Source organism: Methanothermobacter sp. DP (assembly GCF_026692625.1).
GTDB classification, from domain to species: domain Archaea; phylum Methanobacteriota; class Methanobacteria; order Methanobacteriales; family Methanothermobacteraceae; genus Methanothermobacter; species Methanothermobacter marburgensis.
The window spans coordinates 368,458-386,833 of record NZ_CP113501.1; the positions used below are offsets into that span (position 1 = coordinate 368,458).

At 49.7% G+C, this 18,376-nt stretch carries 18 protein-coding genes; 17 read left to right on the forward strand and 1 reads right to left on the reverse strand.

All coding sequences use genetic code 11. The annotated features are described in order from the left end of the window. The first annotated feature begins 184 nt into the window (after window positions 1-184). The 8 genes from tgtA to argB are packed head-to-tail and all read left to right on the forward strand — an operon-like array spanning window position 185 to window position 7,955. Window positions 185-2,122, forward strand: a complete 1,938-nt coding sequence (gene tgtA, locus OXN82_RS02125; protein ID WP_321211769.1) for a tRNA guanosine(15) transglycosylase TgtA — start codon at window positions 185-187, stop codon at window positions 2,120-2,122. After that, window positions 2,123-2,476, forward strand: a complete 354-nt coding sequence (locus OXN82_RS02130; protein ID WP_237780173.1) for a nascent polypeptide-associated complex protein — start codon at window positions 2,123-2,125, stop codon at window positions 2,474-2,476. Then, the gene (locus OXN82_RS02135; RefSeq protein ID WP_321211770.1) at window positions 2,476-3,213 is read left to right on the forward strand and encodes a metallophosphoesterase; all 738 of its coding nucleotides are present in this window, start codon (window positions 2,476-2,478) and stop codon (window positions 3,211-3,213) included. The genes OXN82_RS02130 and OXN82_RS02135 overlap by 1 nt, the downstream gene beginning before the upstream one ends. Before the next feature lie 18 nt (window positions 3,214-3,231). Continuing rightward, window positions 3,232-4,257, forward strand: coding sequence for an NYN domain-containing protein (locus OXN82_RS02140; RefSeq protein ID WP_013295451.1), 1,026 nt, complete (start codon window positions 3,232-3,234; stop codon window positions 4,255-4,257). Then, window positions 4,257-5,462, forward strand: coding sequence for a hypothetical protein (locus OXN82_RS02145; RefSeq protein WP_147671969.1), 1,206 nt, complete (start codon window positions 4,257-4,259; stop codon window positions 5,460-5,462). The genes OXN82_RS02140 and OXN82_RS02145 overlap by 1 nt, the downstream gene beginning before the upstream one ends. A gap of 50 nt (window positions 5,463-5,512) precedes the next feature. Further along, a complete protein-coding gene (locus OXN82_RS02150) occupies window positions 5,513-5,800 on the forward strand; it encodes a hypothetical protein (protein ID WP_013295453.1) in 288 nt (95 codons plus the stop codon). 45 nt (window positions 5,801-5,845) lie between these two features. Beyond that, the gene (gene argJ / locus OXN82_RS02155) at window positions 5,846-7,039 is read left to right on the forward strand and encodes a bifunctional ornithine acetyltransferase/N-acetylglutamate synthase (RefSeq protein WP_414855697.1); all 1,194 of its coding nucleotides are present in this window, start codon (window positions 5,846-5,848) and stop codon (window positions 7,037-7,039) included. A 34-nt stretch (window positions 7,040-7,073) separates the two neighbouring features. Beyond that, window positions 7,074-7,955, forward strand: a complete 882-nt coding sequence (gene argB / locus OXN82_RS02160; protein ID WP_321211772.1) for an acetylglutamate kinase — start codon at window positions 7,074-7,076, stop codon at window positions 7,953-7,955. Between the two features lie 8 nt (window positions 7,956-7,963). Here the strand turns inward: argB and aksF are convergent, their stop codons facing one another. Next, complete coding sequence (gene aksF, locus OXN82_RS02165; protein WP_321211773.1) at window positions 7,964-8,953, reverse strand: homoisocitrate dehydrogenase; 990 nt, start codon at window positions 8,951-8,953, stop codon at window positions 7,964-7,966. A 104-nt stretch (window positions 8,954-9,057) separates the two neighbouring features. Here aksF and OXN82_RS02170 point away from each other — a divergent pair, with 104 nt between their 5' ends. The 9 genes from OXN82_RS02170 to OXN82_RS02210 all read left to right on the forward strand — a co-directional run bounded on the left by OXN82_RS02170 (window position 9,058) and on the right by OXN82_RS02210 (window position 18,271). Next, window positions 9,058-9,936 carry a tetratricopeptide repeat protein gene (locus OXN82_RS02170; protein ID WP_321211774.1) on the forward strand — a complete coding sequence of 293 codons (879 nt, stop codon included), beginning with the start codon at window positions 9,058-9,060 and terminating at the stop codon, window positions 9,934-9,936. A gap of 159 nt (window positions 9,937-10,095) precedes the next feature. Next, window positions 10,096-10,662 (forward strand): HEAT repeat domain-containing protein, encoded by a 567-nt coding sequence (locus OXN82_RS02175; protein ID WP_013295458.1) that lies wholly within the window; start codon window positions 10,096-10,098, stop codon window positions 10,660-10,662. A 3-nt stretch (window positions 10,663-10,665) separates the two neighbouring features. Beyond that, window positions 10,666-11,643, forward strand: coding sequence for a malate dehydrogenase (locus OXN82_RS02180; protein WP_048175039.1), 978 nt, complete (start codon window positions 10,666-10,668; stop codon window positions 11,641-11,643). 379 nt (window positions 11,644-12,022) lie between these two features. Then, window positions 12,023-12,601 (forward strand): pyridoxal 5'-phosphate synthase glutaminase subunit PdxT, encoded by a 579-nt coding sequence (gene pdxT / locus OXN82_RS02185; RefSeq protein WP_321211775.1) that lies wholly within the window; start codon window positions 12,023-12,025, stop codon window positions 12,599-12,601. Then, complete coding sequence (locus tag OXN82_RS02190; protein ID WP_048175046.1) at window positions 12,589-13,506, forward strand: class II glutamine amidotransferase; 918 nt, start codon at window positions 12,589-12,591, stop codon at window positions 13,504-13,506. The genes pdxT and OXN82_RS02190 overlap by 13 nt, the downstream gene beginning before the upstream one ends. Before the next feature lie 9 nt (window positions 13,507-13,515). Then, window positions 13,516-14,205 carry a GXGXG domain-containing protein gene (locus OXN82_RS02195; RefSeq protein ID WP_048175049.1) on the forward strand — a complete coding sequence of 230 codons (690 nt, stop codon included), beginning with the start codon at window positions 13,516-13,518 and terminating at the stop codon, window positions 14,203-14,205. Then, window positions 14,205-15,260 (forward strand): Coenzyme F420 hydrogenase/dehydrogenase, beta subunit C-terminal domain, encoded by a 1,056-nt coding sequence (locus tag OXN82_RS02200; RefSeq protein ID WP_321211776.1) that lies wholly within the window; start codon window positions 14,205-14,207, stop codon window positions 15,258-15,260. The genes OXN82_RS02195 and OXN82_RS02200 overlap by 1 nt, the downstream gene beginning before the upstream one ends. A 12-nt stretch (window positions 15,261-15,272) precedes the next feature. Beyond that, window positions 15,273-16,772, forward strand: coding sequence for a glutamate synthase-related protein (locus tag OXN82_RS02205; RefSeq protein ID WP_048175055.1), 1,500 nt, complete (start codon window positions 15,273-15,275; stop codon window positions 16,770-16,772). Between the two features lie 122 nt (window positions 16,773-16,894). Beyond that, a complete protein-coding gene (locus OXN82_RS02210; protein ID WP_321211777.1) occupies window positions 16,895-18,271 on the forward strand; it encodes an MFS transporter in 1,377 nt (458 codons plus the stop codon). Window positions 18,272-18,376 lie beyond the last annotated feature (105 nt).

The following is an 18,376-nucleotide window of genomic DNA, read 5'->3' on the forward strand; positions in this document are numbered from 1 at the left end:
ATCTGATAGTTTCATCGGGTTTTGTAGAGTTCTACTGTATTATTAAAGGATTCAATGCGTTAATATAAGAATTGATAATTGCATATTTATTTGCGGATTCACTGAGTTTAATGTTAACCTTAAGGTAATTTCATATTTTTCAAGCGGATTCGATGAGTTTAATGGCTTAATACGGGAGGATTTCATGTTTGAGATAAGATCAAAGGACAACCTGGGAAGAACAGGTGTACTCAAGACAGAACACGGGGAGATTAAGACACCGGCGCTCATGCCTGTTATACATCCGGGTAAGCAGACCATTGACGTTAAGAGGTTCGGCGCTGAGATCGTGATAACCAATGCCTACATAATCTACAGGAACCCTGAACTCAGGGACGAGGCACTGAGAAAGGGTGTCCATGGACTCATAAACTTTGATGGACCTGTAATGACGGATTCGGGTTCATTCCAGCTATCAGAGTACGGCGACGTTGAGGTTGAAAACCATGAAATAGTCCGCTTCCAGGATGAGATAGGAACAGACATAGGTACATCCCTGGATATACCAACGCCGCCTGGTGTGAGCCACAGAAGGGCCCTTGAGGAGGTTGAAATCACACTTCAAAGGGCCAGGGAGTCCCTTGAGTACAGGGAGAGGATGATGCTCAACGCTGTTGTACAGGGATCAACCCACCCTGACCTCAGAAGGTACTGCGCCTCACAGCTTGCAGAGCTCCCGGTGGAACTCCACCCAATAGGTGCCGTCGTACCTCTAATGGAGTCCTACAGGTACAGGGAGCTGGTTGACGCTGTACTATCCTCTGTTTCAGAACTTCCGCCATCAAGGCCGAGGCACCTCATGGGGGCTGGGCATCCCATGATATTCGCCCTCGCGGCCTCCATGGGATGCGACCTCTTTGATTCGGCGGCCTACATACTCTATGCAGAGGATGGTCGTCTTCTGAGCACAGAGGGGACATATAAACTTGAGAACCTCCAGGAGATGCCGTGCTCATGCCGGGTATGCACGGATTATACCCCATCTGAGCTTCGCGGGATGGAGGCTGAGGATAGAAGGAACATCATAGCTGAACACAACCTTCATGTGAGCTTTGCAGAGATAAGGAAGGTCCGCCAGGCAATTTATGATGGGAGCCTAATGGAACTTGTTGAGGAGAGATGCAGGGCACATCCAAGGCTCCTTGAGGGATACAGGAGGATGTCGGCTTACGTTGAACTCTCTGAGAGATTCGAGCCAAGGTCCAAACGCTCAGCATTCTTCTACACTGGACCAGAATCACTGGGGCGTGTTGAGGTTCACAGGCATCTTCAGTGGGTTAAGAAAAACCTGAAGGGAAGGGTGGCAATCGCAGGCCCATCAAGGAAACCCTACTCATCCAGTTTACCCTCCAGTATCAGTGGTTTTCGCTCAATGAAGCCCCAGTCTGATGGAGAATGGAGTGTGGTGGTTGCAGACGTGCCCTTTGGCCTCATACCCCTTGAACTTGACCAGGTCTACCCACTCGCCCAGAGCGATGCGCCGGGTATCATGGACCTGGAGGCCAGGCACTTCCTGAGGGAACTGATACTCGACCTTGAGGGGGATGTGATCATAAGTGAGGACCTCTGCAGTGAACTCGGACTTCAGCTTCCACACATCTATCCAGGGGAGGTGGAGACCTATGTTGATGACCTTGACCGTATAAGGATGATTGCAGACTACCAGTTCGGTGAGGGATCGGGTAAAGTGCTGTTCCCTGATGATGTGAGGATTGAGAGGAGCCGTAACACAGGGAAGATAAGGCACATATACTCAGGAGAAAAACTGATATGCACCATGAGGGCATCTGACGGCCTCTTTGTGCTCTCAGCCGAGGGTGCCAGGAGACTTCATGATGGCACAGCCTACCCCCGCTGCAGGGTGGCCGTGAATGAGGAGTCTGAACCATTTGCAAGGGAGGGCAGGAGTGTATTTGCAAAGTTTATAATTGACTGCGACAATAATATAAGGGCCGGCGATGAAGTTTTAATTGTTAATGCTCATGATGAACTTCTGGCCACAGGCAGGGCACTTCTCTGTGCCGAGGAGATGATGGACCTCAACCATGGCCAGGCAGTGAAAACCAGGAAAGGAGGATTTTAAATGATACCGGGCATGGGAATGAACCCGAAGCAGCTGAAACAGATGCAGAGGGCCATGAAGCAGATGGGAATGGATATGAAGGACCTCCGTGGCGTTGAGGAGGTTGTGATCAAACTCAAGAAGAAGGAGATCATAATAAAAAATCCCCGCGTGAATGTCATGGACTTCATGGGCCAGAAGACCTATCAGGTGACCGGCAAGGCCCGTGAACGTGACCTTGAAGCTGAGGTTAAGATACCCGAGGATGACATTGAACTTGTCATGAACCAGACCGGTGTAAGCCGGGAAGAAGCCACCAGGGCCCTTCAGGAAACCGGGGGTGACCTGGCAGAGGCCATTATGAGGTTGAGCTGATGGTCTTAATAGCCCATATCTCGGATCTTCATGTGGGCGCACCCAACTTCAAGGAGGACATACTCCTTGAGGCCATAAGACAGATAAATGAGCTTAAACCTGACGCAACCGTTATAACCGGTGACCTTACAGATAATGGCTACTATCTTGAATTCCTGCAGGCCGCCGAGTACCTCAGCGACCTCAGGGGACCCCACATATTTGTTCCAGGGAACCATGATGCAAGGCATGTGGGAAACGAGACCTTTGAGGATGTCTTCAGGTACAGGAAGGGGACCTTTGTTATGGATGACCTCACAATAATAGGACTTGACAGCAGTGAGCCTGACCTCGACTACGGCAAGATAGGGAGGTCCCAGCAGATCTGGATGGAGGAGGAACTTGAGAGGGCCTCAGAGAGGGGACATTTCAGGGTTATAGCCCTCCACCACCACATAATACCTGTTCCCAAGACAGGCCGTGAGAGGAACGTACTTGCAGATGCAGGGGACATACTCTATTCAATAATCAGGAAGGGCGCTGACCTGGTGATATCGGGCCACAAGCATGTCCCCCATGTCTGGAGGGTTGAGGACACTTTCTTTGTAACCGCCGGGACGGTTTCATCCCTTAAACTGAGGGGTAAAGATATTAATTCATATAATACATATTACATTACTGAGGATTCTATAAGAATAGTTCTCAACCAGGTTCAGGGAGAAAGGATTGAACTGGCATCCCACAGCCTGCGGGAATAATCTCATTCAGGTGGTTACTTGAGGGTAATTATAGATGCATCGAACGTCGCCCATTCAAGGAAAAACGACGATGATAGGCCATGCATAGAGAATATACTGTCAGCGGCAGAGGAGCTTGAAAAACTCGGCTATGAACCTGTTATAATTGCCGATGCATCCCTGCGACATGAGATAGATGATAAGGAGAAGTTCAGGAAACTCCTTGAGGAGGGGAAATTCCAGCAGGTTCCCTCAGGTACCACGGCTGATCACTTCATACTCAAGATGGCAGAGGAGGAAGATGCCAAGATACTCTCAAATGATGTATTCAGGGAGTACAAGGACGAGTTTCAGGACATAAACAGCAGGAGGATACCCTACACATTCAGGGATGACAGGATCCTCATAGGGACCTCTGGAAAGCCAAAGAAGGTTAAGAACATCCTCCAGAAAATCTGTAACGAGGCCCTCAAGGAATTCGAGAAAAAGAGGATAGACTCATATAAGGCCAAAAGGGGCAAGAAACTAAGCGGGATAGCCATAGCCAAGGAGGCCATTGACAGGATAAGCAGGAGTCAGGAGGAGGGTCTTGAACCCAAGCTTGAGGGTATATTCATGAAGCTCCCCCTCTTTGAGAAGTTCATGAGCATGGTGGAGGAGGTGGAGCGGACCAGCAACTACATAATATTCGTACTGGTGCACCCTAGGGACTACAGGGAGGCGGTGAAGTACGCAGGTAACATTGCTGTAACGGTTGGTGACAGGCTCAAACTGGAGCACGCCCCCCTGGTGGCTGTAAGGAACGACCTCTTCCTGAAACCAGGCACATTTGAGTTGAACATAATGTACTCTGAGGACGTCATGGAGGAGGCCCCCTACAACGTTAACATAACCATAAATGATCATGATTACAGTTTTGTTAAGAAGAACTCAAGGAACATAGCAAGCACAATCGCAGCCAGGATAGGATCATGGAGGTTCCCCATAGTATCTGTTAAACCCAGCATGCTGCTTGAGAAGCCAGGGGAATTCGATGTGGTTCTTGAAAAGGGAGGCAATGATTGATGGTCATGGATTATCTGCTAAGGAAGATACTGGGATTTTTCATAGGACACAGGGTTCTGAGTATCGGGACCAAGTACATGCCCACCAACAGTACAGAAAGGGAATACGTGGACATGCTCAACTACACAAAGACGATGCTCATAGAGATAGAAAGGGCCCATATCAACACCAGCAACATCTTCGATAACCTCACAAGGGAACTTGGAACCGACAACATCCCCAAGAACAGAAAGTTCATTGAACTCAAACCTGCAGAGAACAGGGTTGACGAGTATGCGCTCCTCAGCAACATAATAATGGGAAGCGACCGCTACCTCTACATTGAGGTCTTCAACGGCGGACGCATAATGGATGAATTCGTGTCCATAATAGAGAAGGAGAAGGGGAGGATCATAGAGAAGAGTTCAAGCGAGATACTCGCAAGGTTCCTCTCCAAGAACGACGCTATAAGGGTCGCCATAAAACTGATAGGCGCAGGGAGCAAAAGGGGGATAAATGTCAGGGCCGCCGCCGGAATGACGGGGGCCGCGGCAATTGAGAGGGCCATAAACCTCAACAGGGAGATAGGTGAGGTTCCGGGTGTTGGTTTCACAAAGCTGGGAGGTGAATTTGCCATAATATTCACCAGTGAATTCGAACCGCTCTCAGGCAGCCCATCATACCGTGACAACTACCTCTTCATTGACATGATCGACTCAACAGGATTCATAGAGCGGTTTGGCCGTGACAGCCTTGTTGAGATAATGAACGATATAAAGGCCTACATGGAGAATGACTGCAGGGGAAAGATCGAGGGTTACCGTGAGGGTGGGGACGACCTCATAGCAAACTTTCCCACAAAGGACATGGCTCTGAGGGCGGGGATAGATTCCGCATGGCATGCAATGGACAACGGAGCCAACATAAGGGTGGGTATCGGAAAGACCAGGCGGGAGGCCGGTGAGAGGGCCCAGATTGCAGACAGCATAAAGCTCTGGAACCCAACATCAATCATGATATTTGATGTTGCAGATGGAATATACGGCTACTTTATCCCCTCACCCTTCACAAGGTCTGTTATTGACTTTCTGATGCATAGGAAGTCTGTGGCGCTCCTGGTGTTCGTATTTGTGTTCGTGGCCACCTTCCTTGGCTGGAATATGGGGCACTGGGAGTTTGGTCTTATCGCAATCCTCCTTGCCGTTATCTATGCTGCCACGGCATGAAAAGGAAAGTTATTTAAGGGTACTTCAAGATAATAATAAGGGGAATTGAAATGAGACCTGAAACCGAGGCTAAAATTATTGTTAGCTTCCTGATTTCCCTCATAGCATTTGGCTGCGGGTCAGGTCTGGGCATTGTTATAGGTCTTTCCAACGATAATATTACTGCAGTGGATATTAACGATACTCCATCCAGTGATGTCCAGCTCTCCCCCAGCAGCACCAACCACCTGCCCCTCAACGGGATAAAGGAGCGCGGCAGGGAGGAAGCCCAGAACAGTTACGGGGAAGTCAATGTTGTTAACAGCAACCAGGGGTCCTCCAACAATACAACATTCTGAGGGGATCCCAATGAACTTTTTTTGGTAGGAGTGGATACTGTGAAAATCAGGTTTATTGAAGGCGGGGTCTGCGCTGTTGATGGAGTGCTCGCTGCAGGTTGCCGCGAAGGTAAATATGGCGTTGGGCTTATCGTCACCAGAAACGCAACTGCAGCGGGTGTTTTAACATCCAACAGGGTCCGGGCAGAACCTGTTAAACTGACAGAGAAGGTCCTTGAGGGCGGCAGAATTTCAGCCATAGTTGCAAACAGTGGAAACGCCAACTGTTTCACAGGAAGAGACGGGATGGATGATGCCCTCAGGATGGCCAGGGTAACAGCAGAATCCCTCCAGGTGGATGCCGGTGAGGTTGCTGTTGCATCAACTGGTGTTATAGGAAGGAGGATGCCCATCGGGAAGATAGGATCCCTCATAAGAAGGGCTGCAGATCAACTTGAAAACTCCCCTGAAGCCTCAGGAAATCTTGCATCTGCAATAATGACCACAGACACATTCCCCAAGGAGGTTGCGGTGGAGTTCCAGCTTGAAGGCGGTGAGACCGCCCGTATAGGTGCTGTTGCCAAGGGTTCAGGTATGATAGCCCCAAACATGGCCACCATGCTCTCCTTCATAACAACTGATGTTGATGCATCACCTTCAGAGCTCAGGGAGGCCCTCAGGAGGGCTGTTGACGAAAGCTTCAACATGCTCATAGTGGACGGGGATGAGAGCACCAATGACATGGTTATAATGACATCAACCTGCAGATCAGGGAGGATAGATGATAACTTCACTGAGGCCCTTGGGGTCGTCTGCAGGGAACTTGCCCGTATGATGGCACGTGACGGTGAGGGGGCCACCAAGTCATTCCAGGTCGATGTTGTGAATGCCAGGACACGGGAGGATGCAAGGAGGGCCGCCAGGGCAATCGCAGGTTCATCCCTCGTTAAGACGGCAATATTTGGGGCCGACCCAAACTGGGGACGTATAGTTGCAGCTGCAGGATATTCAGGTGCAGAATTTGACCCCGATAGGATAAGTGTGACACTCGAATCTGAGAGCGGATCTGTGGGAATAGTTGAGGAGGGGAATGTCCTGGCCTTTGAGGGTACACCTGAACTTGAACTTGCAGAGAGGATAATGGGTGATGATGAGATAAGGATAACTGTTGACCTCAACACCGGCAGTGAATCGGCAACTGCATACGGCTGTGATCTCACCTATGACTATGTGAGGATAAATGCTGAGTATACTACTTAAATTGATGTATTATATTGTGGTGAAGGGTGTTTGAATGAAGACCGTTAACATTCTGGTGGAGGCACTCCCCTACATCAAGAAGTTTCACAAGAAAAAGATAATGATAAAGTATGGCGGCCACGCCATGATAGATGAGGCTGCAATGGACTCGACCGCACGGGATACTGTGCTGTTGAAGTATGTGGGCATGGAGCCGGTGGTTGTCCATGGAGGCGGCCCTGAGATTTCAAGGGCCATGAACAAGATGGGCAAGGAGCCAAGGTTCATAGAGGGACTCAGGGTTACAGATGAGGAGACCATGGAGATAGTCAAGATGGTCCTTGTGGGTAAGATAAACACGAGCATCGTCTCAAAGATATGCTACCATGGAGGAAGGGCCATAGGACTGTCAGGTAAGGACAGCAACCTTCTCCTTGCAAAAAAGAGGGCGCCACATGTTGTTAAGGATAGTGAAACAGGTGAGAGAAGGGAGATAGACCTTGGACTTGTGGGTGAAATTGAATCAGTGGACCCAAGCATAATCAACATGCTCACAGATAACAACTACATCCCTGTGATATCACCCATCGGTGTTGACAGGAACGCCAACACACTGAACCTCAATGCAGATACGGTTGCAGGTGAGGTTGCAGCGGGTATAGGGGCAGAGAAGCTTATAGTCTTAACAGATGTGCCTGGAATACTCGAGGACCCCTCAGATCCCGACACCCTCATAAGGAAGGTGAGTGTTGATGAACTCAGCGACCTTGTAAAGAGCGGTATAGTGGAGGGGGGGATGCTCCCCAAGACACTCACATGCATACAGGCCATAAATGATGGTGTCTCATCGGCCCATATAATAGATGGAAGGGTTGAGCACTCACTTCTACTTGAAATATTTACAAAGAAGGGTATTGGGACTATGATAACCAAGTAACCCTTGGATTATCCATCCAATTCCCCTCTTATGGCCTTGGCCATCTCCATGGTACTGGCACTCCCCCCAAGGTCAGGTGTCATTATCCCCTTAAGCAGTGTCCTTTCCAGTGCTTTCTGTATTTTCTGTGCTTCCTGTGTTTTGTTGAGGTGTTTTAGCATGAGTGCTGTTGTGAGTATCATTGCTGTGGGGTTTGCTATGTTTTTTCCGGCTATCTGGGGTGCTGATCCGTGGACTGGTTCGAATATTGCGTTTTTTTCTCCTATGTTTGCTGATGGTGCCAGTCCGAGTCCTCCGATGAGTCCTGCTGCTTCGTCTGAGAGTATGTCCCCGAATAGGTTTGTTGTGACCAGGACCTGGAATTCCTGGGGCTGTGTTATGAGGTACATGGCTGTGGCGTCCACGTAGTAGTCCTCTGGCTCCATCTCGGGGTAGTCTGATGCCACCCGGTAGAATTCCTCCCTGAACACCCCATCGGTTTTTTTAAGGACATTGGCCTTGTGCACCGCGGTCACACGACTCCAGCCCTCCCTCTTAGCATACTCAAAGGCAAATCGACTTATCCTCCTGGACGCAGAGCGTGTTATGACCCTCCTTGCAACCGCACCATCAGCGGTGAACTCCTCATCACCCACATAGAGGTCCTCAGTGTTCTCCCTCACTATGACAAAGTCAAGGTCCGGGTAAAGGCACGGAACACCCGGAAGGGACTTAACAGGCCTCAAATTCGCAAAAAGATCAAGCTCACGCCTCAATGTAATAATGGCACTCTTCTGGCCGGGCACGGTTGTAACTGCACCAAAGAGTGTTGCATCAGACCTTCTGACGAGTTTCACTGTTTCCTCTGGTATGGTTTCACCGCACTTCATGAAGCACTCATTACCTGCCTCTGCATACACAAATTCCATTTCAAGGTCCAGTCCCCCAAGAACGTGGAGAGCGGCCTCCATAACCTCCTTACCGATACCATCACCGGGTATAACTGTTATCCTGTACATCTGAACACCTTAAGTTTAATTCCATGAATGCAGATTCCATGTGAGATGGTATAATATTTAAGGATCCTATGATAAAAGTATACCCAAGTGGGGGGAATTTTTTCATGCTCAACGTTCTCAGTATCTTTGATTCCCTGAGGGATGATAGAAGCGCACTCAGACACTACAAGAAGAAGCTTCACGAGTACCAGGAACATGAGGCTGAGGTTCTCATAGATATAGGGGTCATCTACCTTGACAGGGGGGAAATAGAGAGGGCAGTGGGAAGCTTTGAGGAGGCCCTTGAAACCTACAGAAAACTCAAATTCCCTGAGGGCGTCGCATATGCCTCTGAACTCCTCGGGGACTCCCTGATGGCTCAGCGGGAATTTGACAGGGCCATGAAATGCTACTCAGAGGCACTCTCAATATACTCGGAGATCAATGGCAAGGTTGCAGATGAACTGAGGGATAAGATATATGAGGCGAGTAAGATAAGGGAGGCGGTGAGTTCAGATGATACTGAACCTGAACCCGTCCAGCACGATTCACAGTCCACAGACATTCAATCTGAGGCCCAGAAAATCTTTAGCCTTGCAGATGACCTCATGGGTATCATTGACGCCTTTGAATCATACGGGAAGTGCTGGGAGGACCGTGACATAGACACCCTCGATTCCAATCTGGAGTCTGCCACAATTATACGTGACCGCCCAACGGAGGCCCTTCTCAATCTTCTGATAGGTCGCTACAGAATGGAGGAGGGTGAGCTCTATGATGCCCTGAAGTTCATTAAAAGGTCCAACAGGATATTCAGGGAGAGTGGAGATTCTGCAGGGCTTGCGGTATCCCTCGTGATCCTTGGAGTTCTCTTATTCCTCATTGATGAGCGTGAAAATCTCTACGATGTATTTAAGGAGGCTCTTGAGATGTTCAGGTCACTTGGACTTGAAGATGCTGAGAAGGTTACAATGAATATCATAAATACCCTCAGCAGGACCTGAAACTCATTTCTTCCCTACCTTTACCTGCATCATGACATTTTAGCCGTATTTTCTGTTTGATAACTGTAATTCATGAAAATCCATGGGCTTCAGCCCACCAGTTTTCCAGGATAAGTATTATGTATCCATGCGAACATAACGAATATAACAGGTGATAACATGCAGAGGAGAGAAAACGTTGCGAGGCTCATTGAGCAGTTAAGGGAAGACGATGAACTCATGAGGGTTCAGGTTATTGAACTCCTCAGTGAGATAGGTGAACCAGCGGTTGAACAGCTCATTGAGGCCCTCGACGATGATAACAAGTTTGTGAGGAGGGGGGCCGCGGCGGCACTTGGTAAGATTGGGGATCCCCGGTCCATAGAACCCCTCATAGAGGCCCTGGCCGATGAGAATAAATGGGTTCGAAGGGACGCATCAACTGCCCTTGCAAAGATGGGTGAAGAGGCAGTGGAGCCCCTCCTTGAGAGCCTCTCAAGTGACGACTGGAAGATAAGGGGTGCTGCCGCATGGGTCATAGGGAACTTCAGGGATGAGAGGGCTGTTGAACCACTCATTGAACTCCTGGAGGATGACAGTGGCTTTGTGAGAAGTGGTGCTGCAAGGTCACTTGAGCAGATAGGTGGTGAACGGGTGAGAGAAGCGATGGAGAAACTGGCAGAGACCGGGACAGGATTTGCAAGAAAGGTCGCCCTCAGCTACCTTGAAACTCACCAGGAGGAGTGATTTTTGAAGGTAAGTATAATTGGGTCAACAGGGCGTGTTGGAAGGGCAACGGCACTGTGCCTTGCAGAGGAGGAGGCTGTGAAGACACTGCACCTCATATCAAGGAGAGAGAGCCTTGAGCAGAACATTGGAGAGGTCCTTGATATGAGCGATGCCCTTGCAGCCAAGGGGGTTTCGGTTAAACTGGAGAACTCTGCTGACATAGAAAATGTCCATGGCTCAAGGATAGTTGTTATAACAGCAGGTGTTCCCAGAACCGCTGATATGGACAGGGATGACCTTGCATTCCAGAATGGGGTTATCGTTGCCGAGTATGCAAGACAGATTGCCAGGTTCGCCCCGGATTCAATTATACTTGTTGTGACCAATCCTGTTGATGTGATGACCTACGTTGCACTCAAGTATTCGGGTTTTCATCCCAGCAGGGTATTTGGCCTTGGAAACCACCTCGACTCCCTCAGGCTCAAGAATTACATGGCAAGGCATTTCAATGTCCATGTTAGCGAGGTTCACACCAGAGTTATCGGGCAGCACGGCCCCTACATGGTCCCCCTTATCAGCTCCACATCAATAGGGGGTATACCCATTGAGCACTATGCAAGGAGGGACTACTTCTCTGGTTACCGGAGGTTCGACCTCAAGAAGACCATAGAGAAGGTTATCAATGCAGGTAGCAACATCATAAGCAGGAAGGGGGCCACCGAGTATGGTCCGGCCTTCGCCATCTCCAACATAGTGACAACGATACTGAATGATGAGCGGAGGATACTCACGGTTTCAACCCTCATGGAGGGCGAGATTGATGGTATCAGGGACGTGTGCCTGGGTGTGCCGGTGAAGCTTGGTAAGAATGGTATAGAGGGTGTTGTGCCAGTCCTAATGGACAGGGATGAGAGGGAAGCATTCAGGGAGGCCGCAAACCATGTCAGAAACTCCACAATGAAGGTTATGGAGTTTCTGGATGAGGAATTCCCACTTTAGTCTCGCTGGTTTTTTTGCTTGATCACGGGCTTTCAGGGTGAAGGTTCTTTCATCCACCCATTTCATTTCACGGGGCCCCATTGTGCGCTGGTTATCTTTCAGGTCAGTACCCATAAGGCTGGACCTGCACTGGCAGCAGGGTCCAATGGCGCCGGTTATCTTTCAGGTCAGGACCCATGATTTTATGGAACCCTTTTAGAGGCACCATGGAAATATTTATATAACTGTTCAATTATAAGTTAATTCAAGACCTGGTTTCTGAACATTGTACATTGAGATTCTGCCGGGTCAGGGTTCAGAGATAACCGGCAACACTTTTCCGGTATATTTATATGGTCATGTGCCAAAAACCTAATCAAAAAAACTGAAAGGAGACACCATGATAAGGATAGGCATTCTTGATCTTCAGGGCGATGTTTCCGAGCACCTCGAGATGACCCGGAGGGCAGTTGAGAGGCTGGATGTGGATGCAGAGGTAGTGAAGGTGAGAACAGCGGAGGACGCATCAGCTGTAGATGCAATAATAATCTCCGGCGGTGAGAGCACCGTCATCGGTAAACTCATGGAGGAGAGAGGGATAAAGGATGTTATCCTCACCGAGAACAAAGCGGTCATGGGGACCTGTGCCGGGATGGTTCTTCTTGCAAGGGAAACAGACTATGAACAGCCCCTCCTGGGACTCATAGACATGAAGGTTAAGAGAAACGCCTTTGGAAGGCAGAAGGATTCCTTTGAGGGGGACATAGAGATACTTGGAAGAAAATTCCATGGAATATTCATAAGGGCGCCAGCTGCCGTCGAAGTGGGTGAGGGGGCCGAGGTACTATCCAGAATCGATGAAGGGATCATCGCAGTGAAGGAGGGCTGCAACCTTGCACTTGCCTTCCACCCTGAACTGGGAGAGGACACCGGACTTCACGAATACTTTATAAAGGAGGTATTGAATTGTGTGGAATAGCAGGAGTGGTCTACAAGGATGGTAAACTTCACAACGTCGGGGCAGACATGACTAGGATGCTCCATGCGCTGCAGCACAGGGGCCCCGACTCAGCGGGTTTCTCAATCTATGGAGGTCTTGGTCTTGAGGAGAACGAGTACCTCCTTAACATTGAGGTTAAAGAAAAGAAGGGGCTTCTTGAGAGGGTCAAGGAAACCGTTGAAACGGTAAGCCCCATAAGGAAGGATGAGGTCATCCCATCAGTTGAGGACTACATAATATACCGCTGCAGGATCACCCTTGAATCATTCTCACAGCTTAAACCACTCATAATGGAGATAGACAGGATAGAGGATGTCATAGTACTCAATGGAAGCCACTCCTTTGAAATGATAAAGGATGTGGGATCTGTACTTGAAATAGCAGACCGCTACGACACCTGGTCAAAGAAGGGCACACATGCCATAGGCCACACAAGGTTCTCAACAGAGAGCATAGTTGACAGGTACCATGCACACCCCTTCCAGAGCTACATCATCCCTGACATAACCGTGGTACACAACGGCCAGATAACCAACTACTGGAAGATAAGGGAACCCCTTGAGAGAAAGGGACACATATTCGAGACAAACAACGACACAGAATGCATAGTCCACTACGTTGCAGATAAACTGGCATCAGGCTACAGCCTTGAGGAGGCACTTGAACAGTCAGTGAAGGACATGGACGGACCTTTCTCATACATAGTCGGAACACCCACCGGCGTGGGAATAGCAAAGGACCAGCTCGGCCTCAGGCCAGGGGTGATGGCAGAGAACGATGAGGTATTCGCGGTTGCATCAGAGGAGGTCTCCCTGAGGGAGGTCATGGATACAACCGAGGTTGAACAGATATCCCCCGGCGAGGTCAGGGTATACGAGATATAGGGTGATATGATGAGGGAAGCAGTAGTTGATGCAGAATCAAAAACCCCCAGGGAGGTTAACAGGGCCATAAAGAGCCTGGCAAAGGACCACGACAGGATAGTGGTTAAAAACCCCAACGCCATGCACTACATCGGCGCGGGACTCACAGAGGACGTGGAGCTCATAATAGATGGTTCAGCCGGATACTTCGCCGCGACAATGATACACGGCCCAAGGGTTAAGATAAATGGTAACGCAGGATGGTTCCCTGCAGACAACATGACAGAAGGTGAGGTCATAATAGAGGGATCCGCTGGAGACGGAGTCGGACAGGGAATCTACGGCGGAACGGTCGTTGTAAGGAAGGGCGCAGGGTCAAGGACAGGAGAGATAATGAAGAACGGAACCATCATCATAGGTGGAAACTCAGGTTTCATGACAGGCCTATTCATGATGGGCGGCCGCATAATAGTCCTGGGGGACCTTGCAGAGGACGCCGGGGAGTCCATCATAAGGGGAACGATATACGTTGGTGGAGAAATAAAAAGCCTTGGAAAGAACGCAAAGGTTGAGGACATAACCCCCGAGGAGGAAGAGGAACTCAGAGGTATCCTCTCAGAATACGGATTTGAACTTGAGGATGAGGAATACCATTCCTTCAGAAAGATTGTCCCAAGAAGCAAAAGGCCATTCTATGGCGAAGAATCGGAGGAAGGATAATGAGCAGATATGCAATGGTCGGAACACCCTGCCAGATAACAGCAGCCACACTGATGAAGGAATATAACGGGGAATCCCCCGTTGAACTCAGAATCGGACTCTTCTGCATGGAGAACTTCTCCTACACCTACCTTAAGGAACTTGCAGAGGAGGAGGGTGTTGACCTCAGGGATGTTTCAGAGTGCCGGATAGAGAAGGGCAGGCTCTGGTTCCACATCAACGATGGAAGCACAGTATCCATACCACTTGAAAGGGCTAGATCCGCAATGAGAAAGAACTGCTCTGTGTGCATGGACTTCACATCAGAACAGTCAGACGTTTCAGTGGGATCTGTGGGTTCACCCCAGGGATGGTCAACACTCATAATAAGGACAGAGAGGGGCCGAGAGCTGGTTGATGGGGCCGCAAAGGCAGGATACATTGAGACAGCGCCCATAACAGGGAAGGGCCTCAAACTTCTTGAAAAACTTGCATCAGGTAAAAAGGAGGAGAACCTTGAGGAGATACAGAGAAGGGAATCAGTTGCAAGGCCCGTCCTATACTGGCGGGTGATGCCCGGGGACCTCTACCTTGAGGAAATTAAGGACTACCAGTTCGATGACCTTAAGTCTGACGTCATCGATGTTGGCGCATGTGTGCTCTGCGGGGCCTGCGAGGCGTCATGCCCGGAGGGTATCGTGAGGATAGAAGACAGAAAACCCGAGGTTAAGGGCGAATGTCCCGAGGGCTGCAACGCATGCTACGTGGCATGTCCCAGGACCTACGTACCCGACAGCATAATAAGTCACGAGTCCGCGGCCGAACCCCTGGGGGAGTACACTGAGATACTCTCTGCAAGGGCCCCCATGTTCAGGGGCCAGGATGGTGGTGTTGTAACCGCACTCCTGATCTATGCCCTCAGGGAGGGAATCGTTGAAGGGGCACTGGTGGTTGACAGGGACCCTGCAATGCCATGGAAACCCGTACCTGTACTGGCAGATGATCCAGAGGATGTTGTGAGGGCTGCAGGTACCAAGTACTCAGTATGCCCGATATTGAAGGTATTAAAGGAGTAAGAGGGGTTAAAGATGCCTTTTAAGGTTGAGAGAAAGGAAGATGTATGTAAGAGGAACTTTGACCGTCCCGGCTGCTGCTGGTACATGTGTGATAACCGGGACGAGTCACTCTGTGCAAACTGCTACTCATGCTATAACAACTGTCCACACGATGTTTACGAGATAATAAACGGGGAACCAGTACCCCTGAGGCATGAAAACTGTGTGGGGTGCCGTATCTGTGAGGAGATGTGCCCCAACAATGCAATAGAGGTCAACGCCGTTCCAGAGGACCGGAGGAATGTATGGTCATTTACTGACCTGCTTGAGATACAGAGGAAATCCAGGGAGGGTTCCTACAAGGTCAGGGGCTGCGGTGCAGTGAGGAGGATACCCACCTTTGACGACCTTGTGATCATACCGGCCCAGGTCTCAAGACCGCCCATAGACAAGTACAGGGAGCCCTGCAATACCCGGGTGGTCCTGGGTGACAGGTTCGCCGAGAACCCCCTTGAACTTGACACACCCATCATGATAGCGGCCATGTCCTTTGGAGCCCTCAGCAAGGAGGCCAAGATAGCCCTTGCAATGGGTGCAACCCTCGCAGGCACAGCCACAAACACAGGTGAGGGGGGAATGCTCCCTGAGGAGCGTAAATACGCCTCAAAACTCATTGCACAGTATGCATCAGGACGCTTCGGTGTCTCTGCAGAGTACCTCAACAATTCAGAGGCCATCGAGATCAAGATAGGTCAGGGTGCCAAGTCAGGTATGGGCGGACATCTGCTTGCAGAGAAGGTAACAGCGGAGGTCTCAAGGATAAGGATGATACCAGAGGGTACCGATGCACTGAGCCCGGCAAGGCACATGGATATAGTCGGGCCAGAGGATCTCAGCATGAAGATATCCCAGCTCCGTGAGATAACCGACTGGAAGGTCCCGATAATGGTCAAGTTCACATCTGGCCGTGTTGCCGATGATGTGAAGATAGCTGCAAAGGCAGGGGCCGATATAGTTGTGGTTGATGGTATGCAGGGAGGTACAGGTGCAGGGCCTGACGTTGTAACCGAGCACTCAGGTATACCCACAATAGCAGCCATAGTGGAGGCCGATGAGGCCCTCAAGGAAGTCAACCTCCGTGATGAGGTGAGCCTTGTTGCAGCAGGTGGTATAAGGAGCGGGGCTGACGTTGCAAAGGCCATCGCACTTGGCGCGGATGCAGTCTACATCGGTACAGCGGCACTTGTCTCAATTGGCTGCCGTGTCTGCCAGATGTGCTACACAGGCACCTGCAGGAAGGGTATTGCAACCCAGGACCCACGCCTCAGGAAGCGCCTTGACTATGTTGAGGCAGGTAAAAATGTTGCAAGGTACATAGAGGCCATGACAGAGGAGGTGTGCATGCTCACACAGCAGGCGGGTAACACTGACGTGAGCAAACTTGAGAAGGATGACCTCAGGGCGCTCACCGTGGAGGCCTCGGCACTTACGGGAGTTAAGATGGCTGGAATGGAGGCACCGGCCCGGTTTTAGCCGCCAGAACATTTAACTTCCCTGATTTTCATTTTTTAAATTTTTCCATTTTTTCTTTTATGAAACCTATTTAAACATGGCAACCCATAGAGTAATAACAGATTTTTTCTGGAGGGAATAACTTGAATGAGTACACCAACAGGTCACTCAGGGTCTATGTTCTCATAGCCGCAACACTATCATCCTTTTTAACGCCATTCATGGGGTCATCCATCAACGTTGCACTCCCTGTGATAGCACTTCAGTTCGGGATAGATGCAATACTGCAGACATGGATTCCAACGGCATTTCTCCTTGCAGCGGCAATCTTTGCCGTACCCTTTGGGAGGATTTCTGAGATATACGGTATGAAGAGGATTTTTATCTATGGAAACCTGATATTCACTGTTTCATCGGTCCTATCAGCATTCTCACCATCTGCCCCTGCCCTCATAGTATTCAGGGCCATCCAGGGTGTGGGATCAGCCATGATATTCGTCACAGGCCTTGCAATGCTCACCCGCGTATTTCCTCCAATGGAGAGGGGTAAGGCCATAGGTATAAACACAGCCGCAGTTTACATTGGCCTTTCGATGGGCCCGGTTCTCGGGGGTTTTCTCACACATTTCCTGGGCTGGCAGAGCATATTCCTTGTCACGGTCCCGGTAACACTCATTGTTCTTGCTGTGTGCCTCCTTAAGGTTGAGGGGGAATGGGCTGATGCCTCAGGGGAAAGTTTCGATGTTCCCGGTTCAATCTCCTACTGTATTTTCCTGTTTCTTTTAATGTATGGATTCTCCGCCCTTCCTGAGGTTGCAGGGGCGCTTATGATAGTTCTGAGTATCCTGGCGTTCGGGATATTCCTTAAAATTGAACTATCATCAGATAGCCCTGTTTTCAATGTGAGGCTCTTCAAAAATCTCAGATTCAGTTTCTCAAGTCTTGCAGCCCTGATAAACTACAGCGCAACCTTTGCAGTTTCCCTGCTTCTGAGTTACCACCTTCAGTACATTAAGGGACTGGACCCTGGCTCCAGCGGACTCATACTCGTCACGCAGCCCATTGTCATGGCCTTCGTGGCCCCCCTGGCAGGAAGGGCCTCTGACAGGTTCAACCCCCAGATACTTGCAGGTATAGGGATGGCAATAAATGCAGCTGCGCTCCTGAGCCTCAGCATCCTTGATAGGGGCACGCCCCTATTTATGATAGTGACATCCCTTCTTGTCCTTGGCCTTGGTTTCGGGTTTTTCTCATCCCCCAACACCAATGCAATCATGGGGTCCGTTGAGAGGAGGGACTACGGTATTGCATCTGCCACAGTGAGCTCCATGCGCCTCATCGGCCAGGCCTTCAGCATAGGTATAGTGACACTCATCTTTGCATTCCTGATAGGGAGGGTTCCAATATCCCCTGCAAATTATGACCTCCTCATAGAGAGCACAAGGATATGCTTCCTGGTGTTCGGGGTCCTATGTTTCATAGGGGTTTTTGCTGCAACAGCCCACAGGAATGACGGCTGATGAGCAGACCCCTAAACTTTTCACAAAAAGTGATTTAATCTACACTTTTTTCATTTTTTTGGAAAATTATTTAAACTATTTTTTATTTAATTTTTATTGAGGGGG

Excerpts from the sequence above, each read along its gene's own strand:
- aksF (WP_321211773.1), bottom strand. The coding sequence starts at position 8,953 with ATGTACAGGATAACAGTTATACCCGGTGATGGTATCGGTAAGGAGGTT.
- OXN82_RS02150 (WP_013295453.1), top strand. The coding sequence starts at position 5,513 with ATGAGACCTGAAACCGAGGCTAAAATTATTGTTAGCTTCCTGATTTCC.
- pdxT (WP_321211775.1), top strand. The coding sequence starts at position 12,023 with ATGATAAGGATAGGCATTCTTGATCTTCAGGGCGATGTTTCCGAGCAC.
- OXN82_RS02135 (WP_321211770.1), top strand. The coding sequence starts at position 2,476 with ATGGTCTTAATAGCCCATATCTCGGATCTTCATGTGGGCGCACCCAAC.
- tgtA (WP_321211769.1), top strand. The coding sequence starts at position 185 with ATGTTTGAGATAAGATCAAAGGACAACCTGGGAAGAACAGGTGTACTC.
- argB (WP_321211772.1), top strand. The coding sequence starts at position 7,074 with ATGAAGACCGTTAACATTCTGGTGGAGGCACTCCCCTACATCAAGAAG.
- OXN82_RS02175 (WP_013295458.1), top strand. The coding sequence starts at position 10,096 with ATGCAGAGGAGAGAAAACGTTGCGAGGCTCATTGAGCAGTTAAGGGAA.
- OXN82_RS02205 (WP_048175055.1), top strand. The coding sequence starts at position 15,273 with ATGCCTTTTAAGGTTGAGAGAAAGGAAGATGTATGTAAGAGGAACTTT.
- OXN82_RS02130 (WP_237780173.1), top strand. The coding sequence starts at position 2,123 with ATGATACCGGGCATGGGAATGAACCCGAAGCAGCTGAAACAGATGCAG.
- OXN82_RS02200 (WP_321211776.1), top strand. The coding sequence starts at position 14,205 with ATGAGCAGATATGCAATGGTCGGAACACCCTGCCAGATAACAGCAGCC.
- OXN82_RS02195 (WP_048175049.1), top strand. The coding sequence starts at position 13,516 with ATGAGGGAAGCAGTAGTTGATGCAGAATCAAAAACCCCCAGGGAGGTT.
- OXN82_RS02170 (WP_321211774.1), top strand. The coding sequence starts at position 9,058 with ATGCTCAACGTTCTCAGTATCTTTGATTCCCTGAGGGATGATAGAAGC.
- OXN82_RS02145 (WP_147671969.1), top strand. The coding sequence starts at position 4,257 with ATGGTCATGGATTATCTGCTAAGGAAGATACTGGGATTTTTCATAGGA.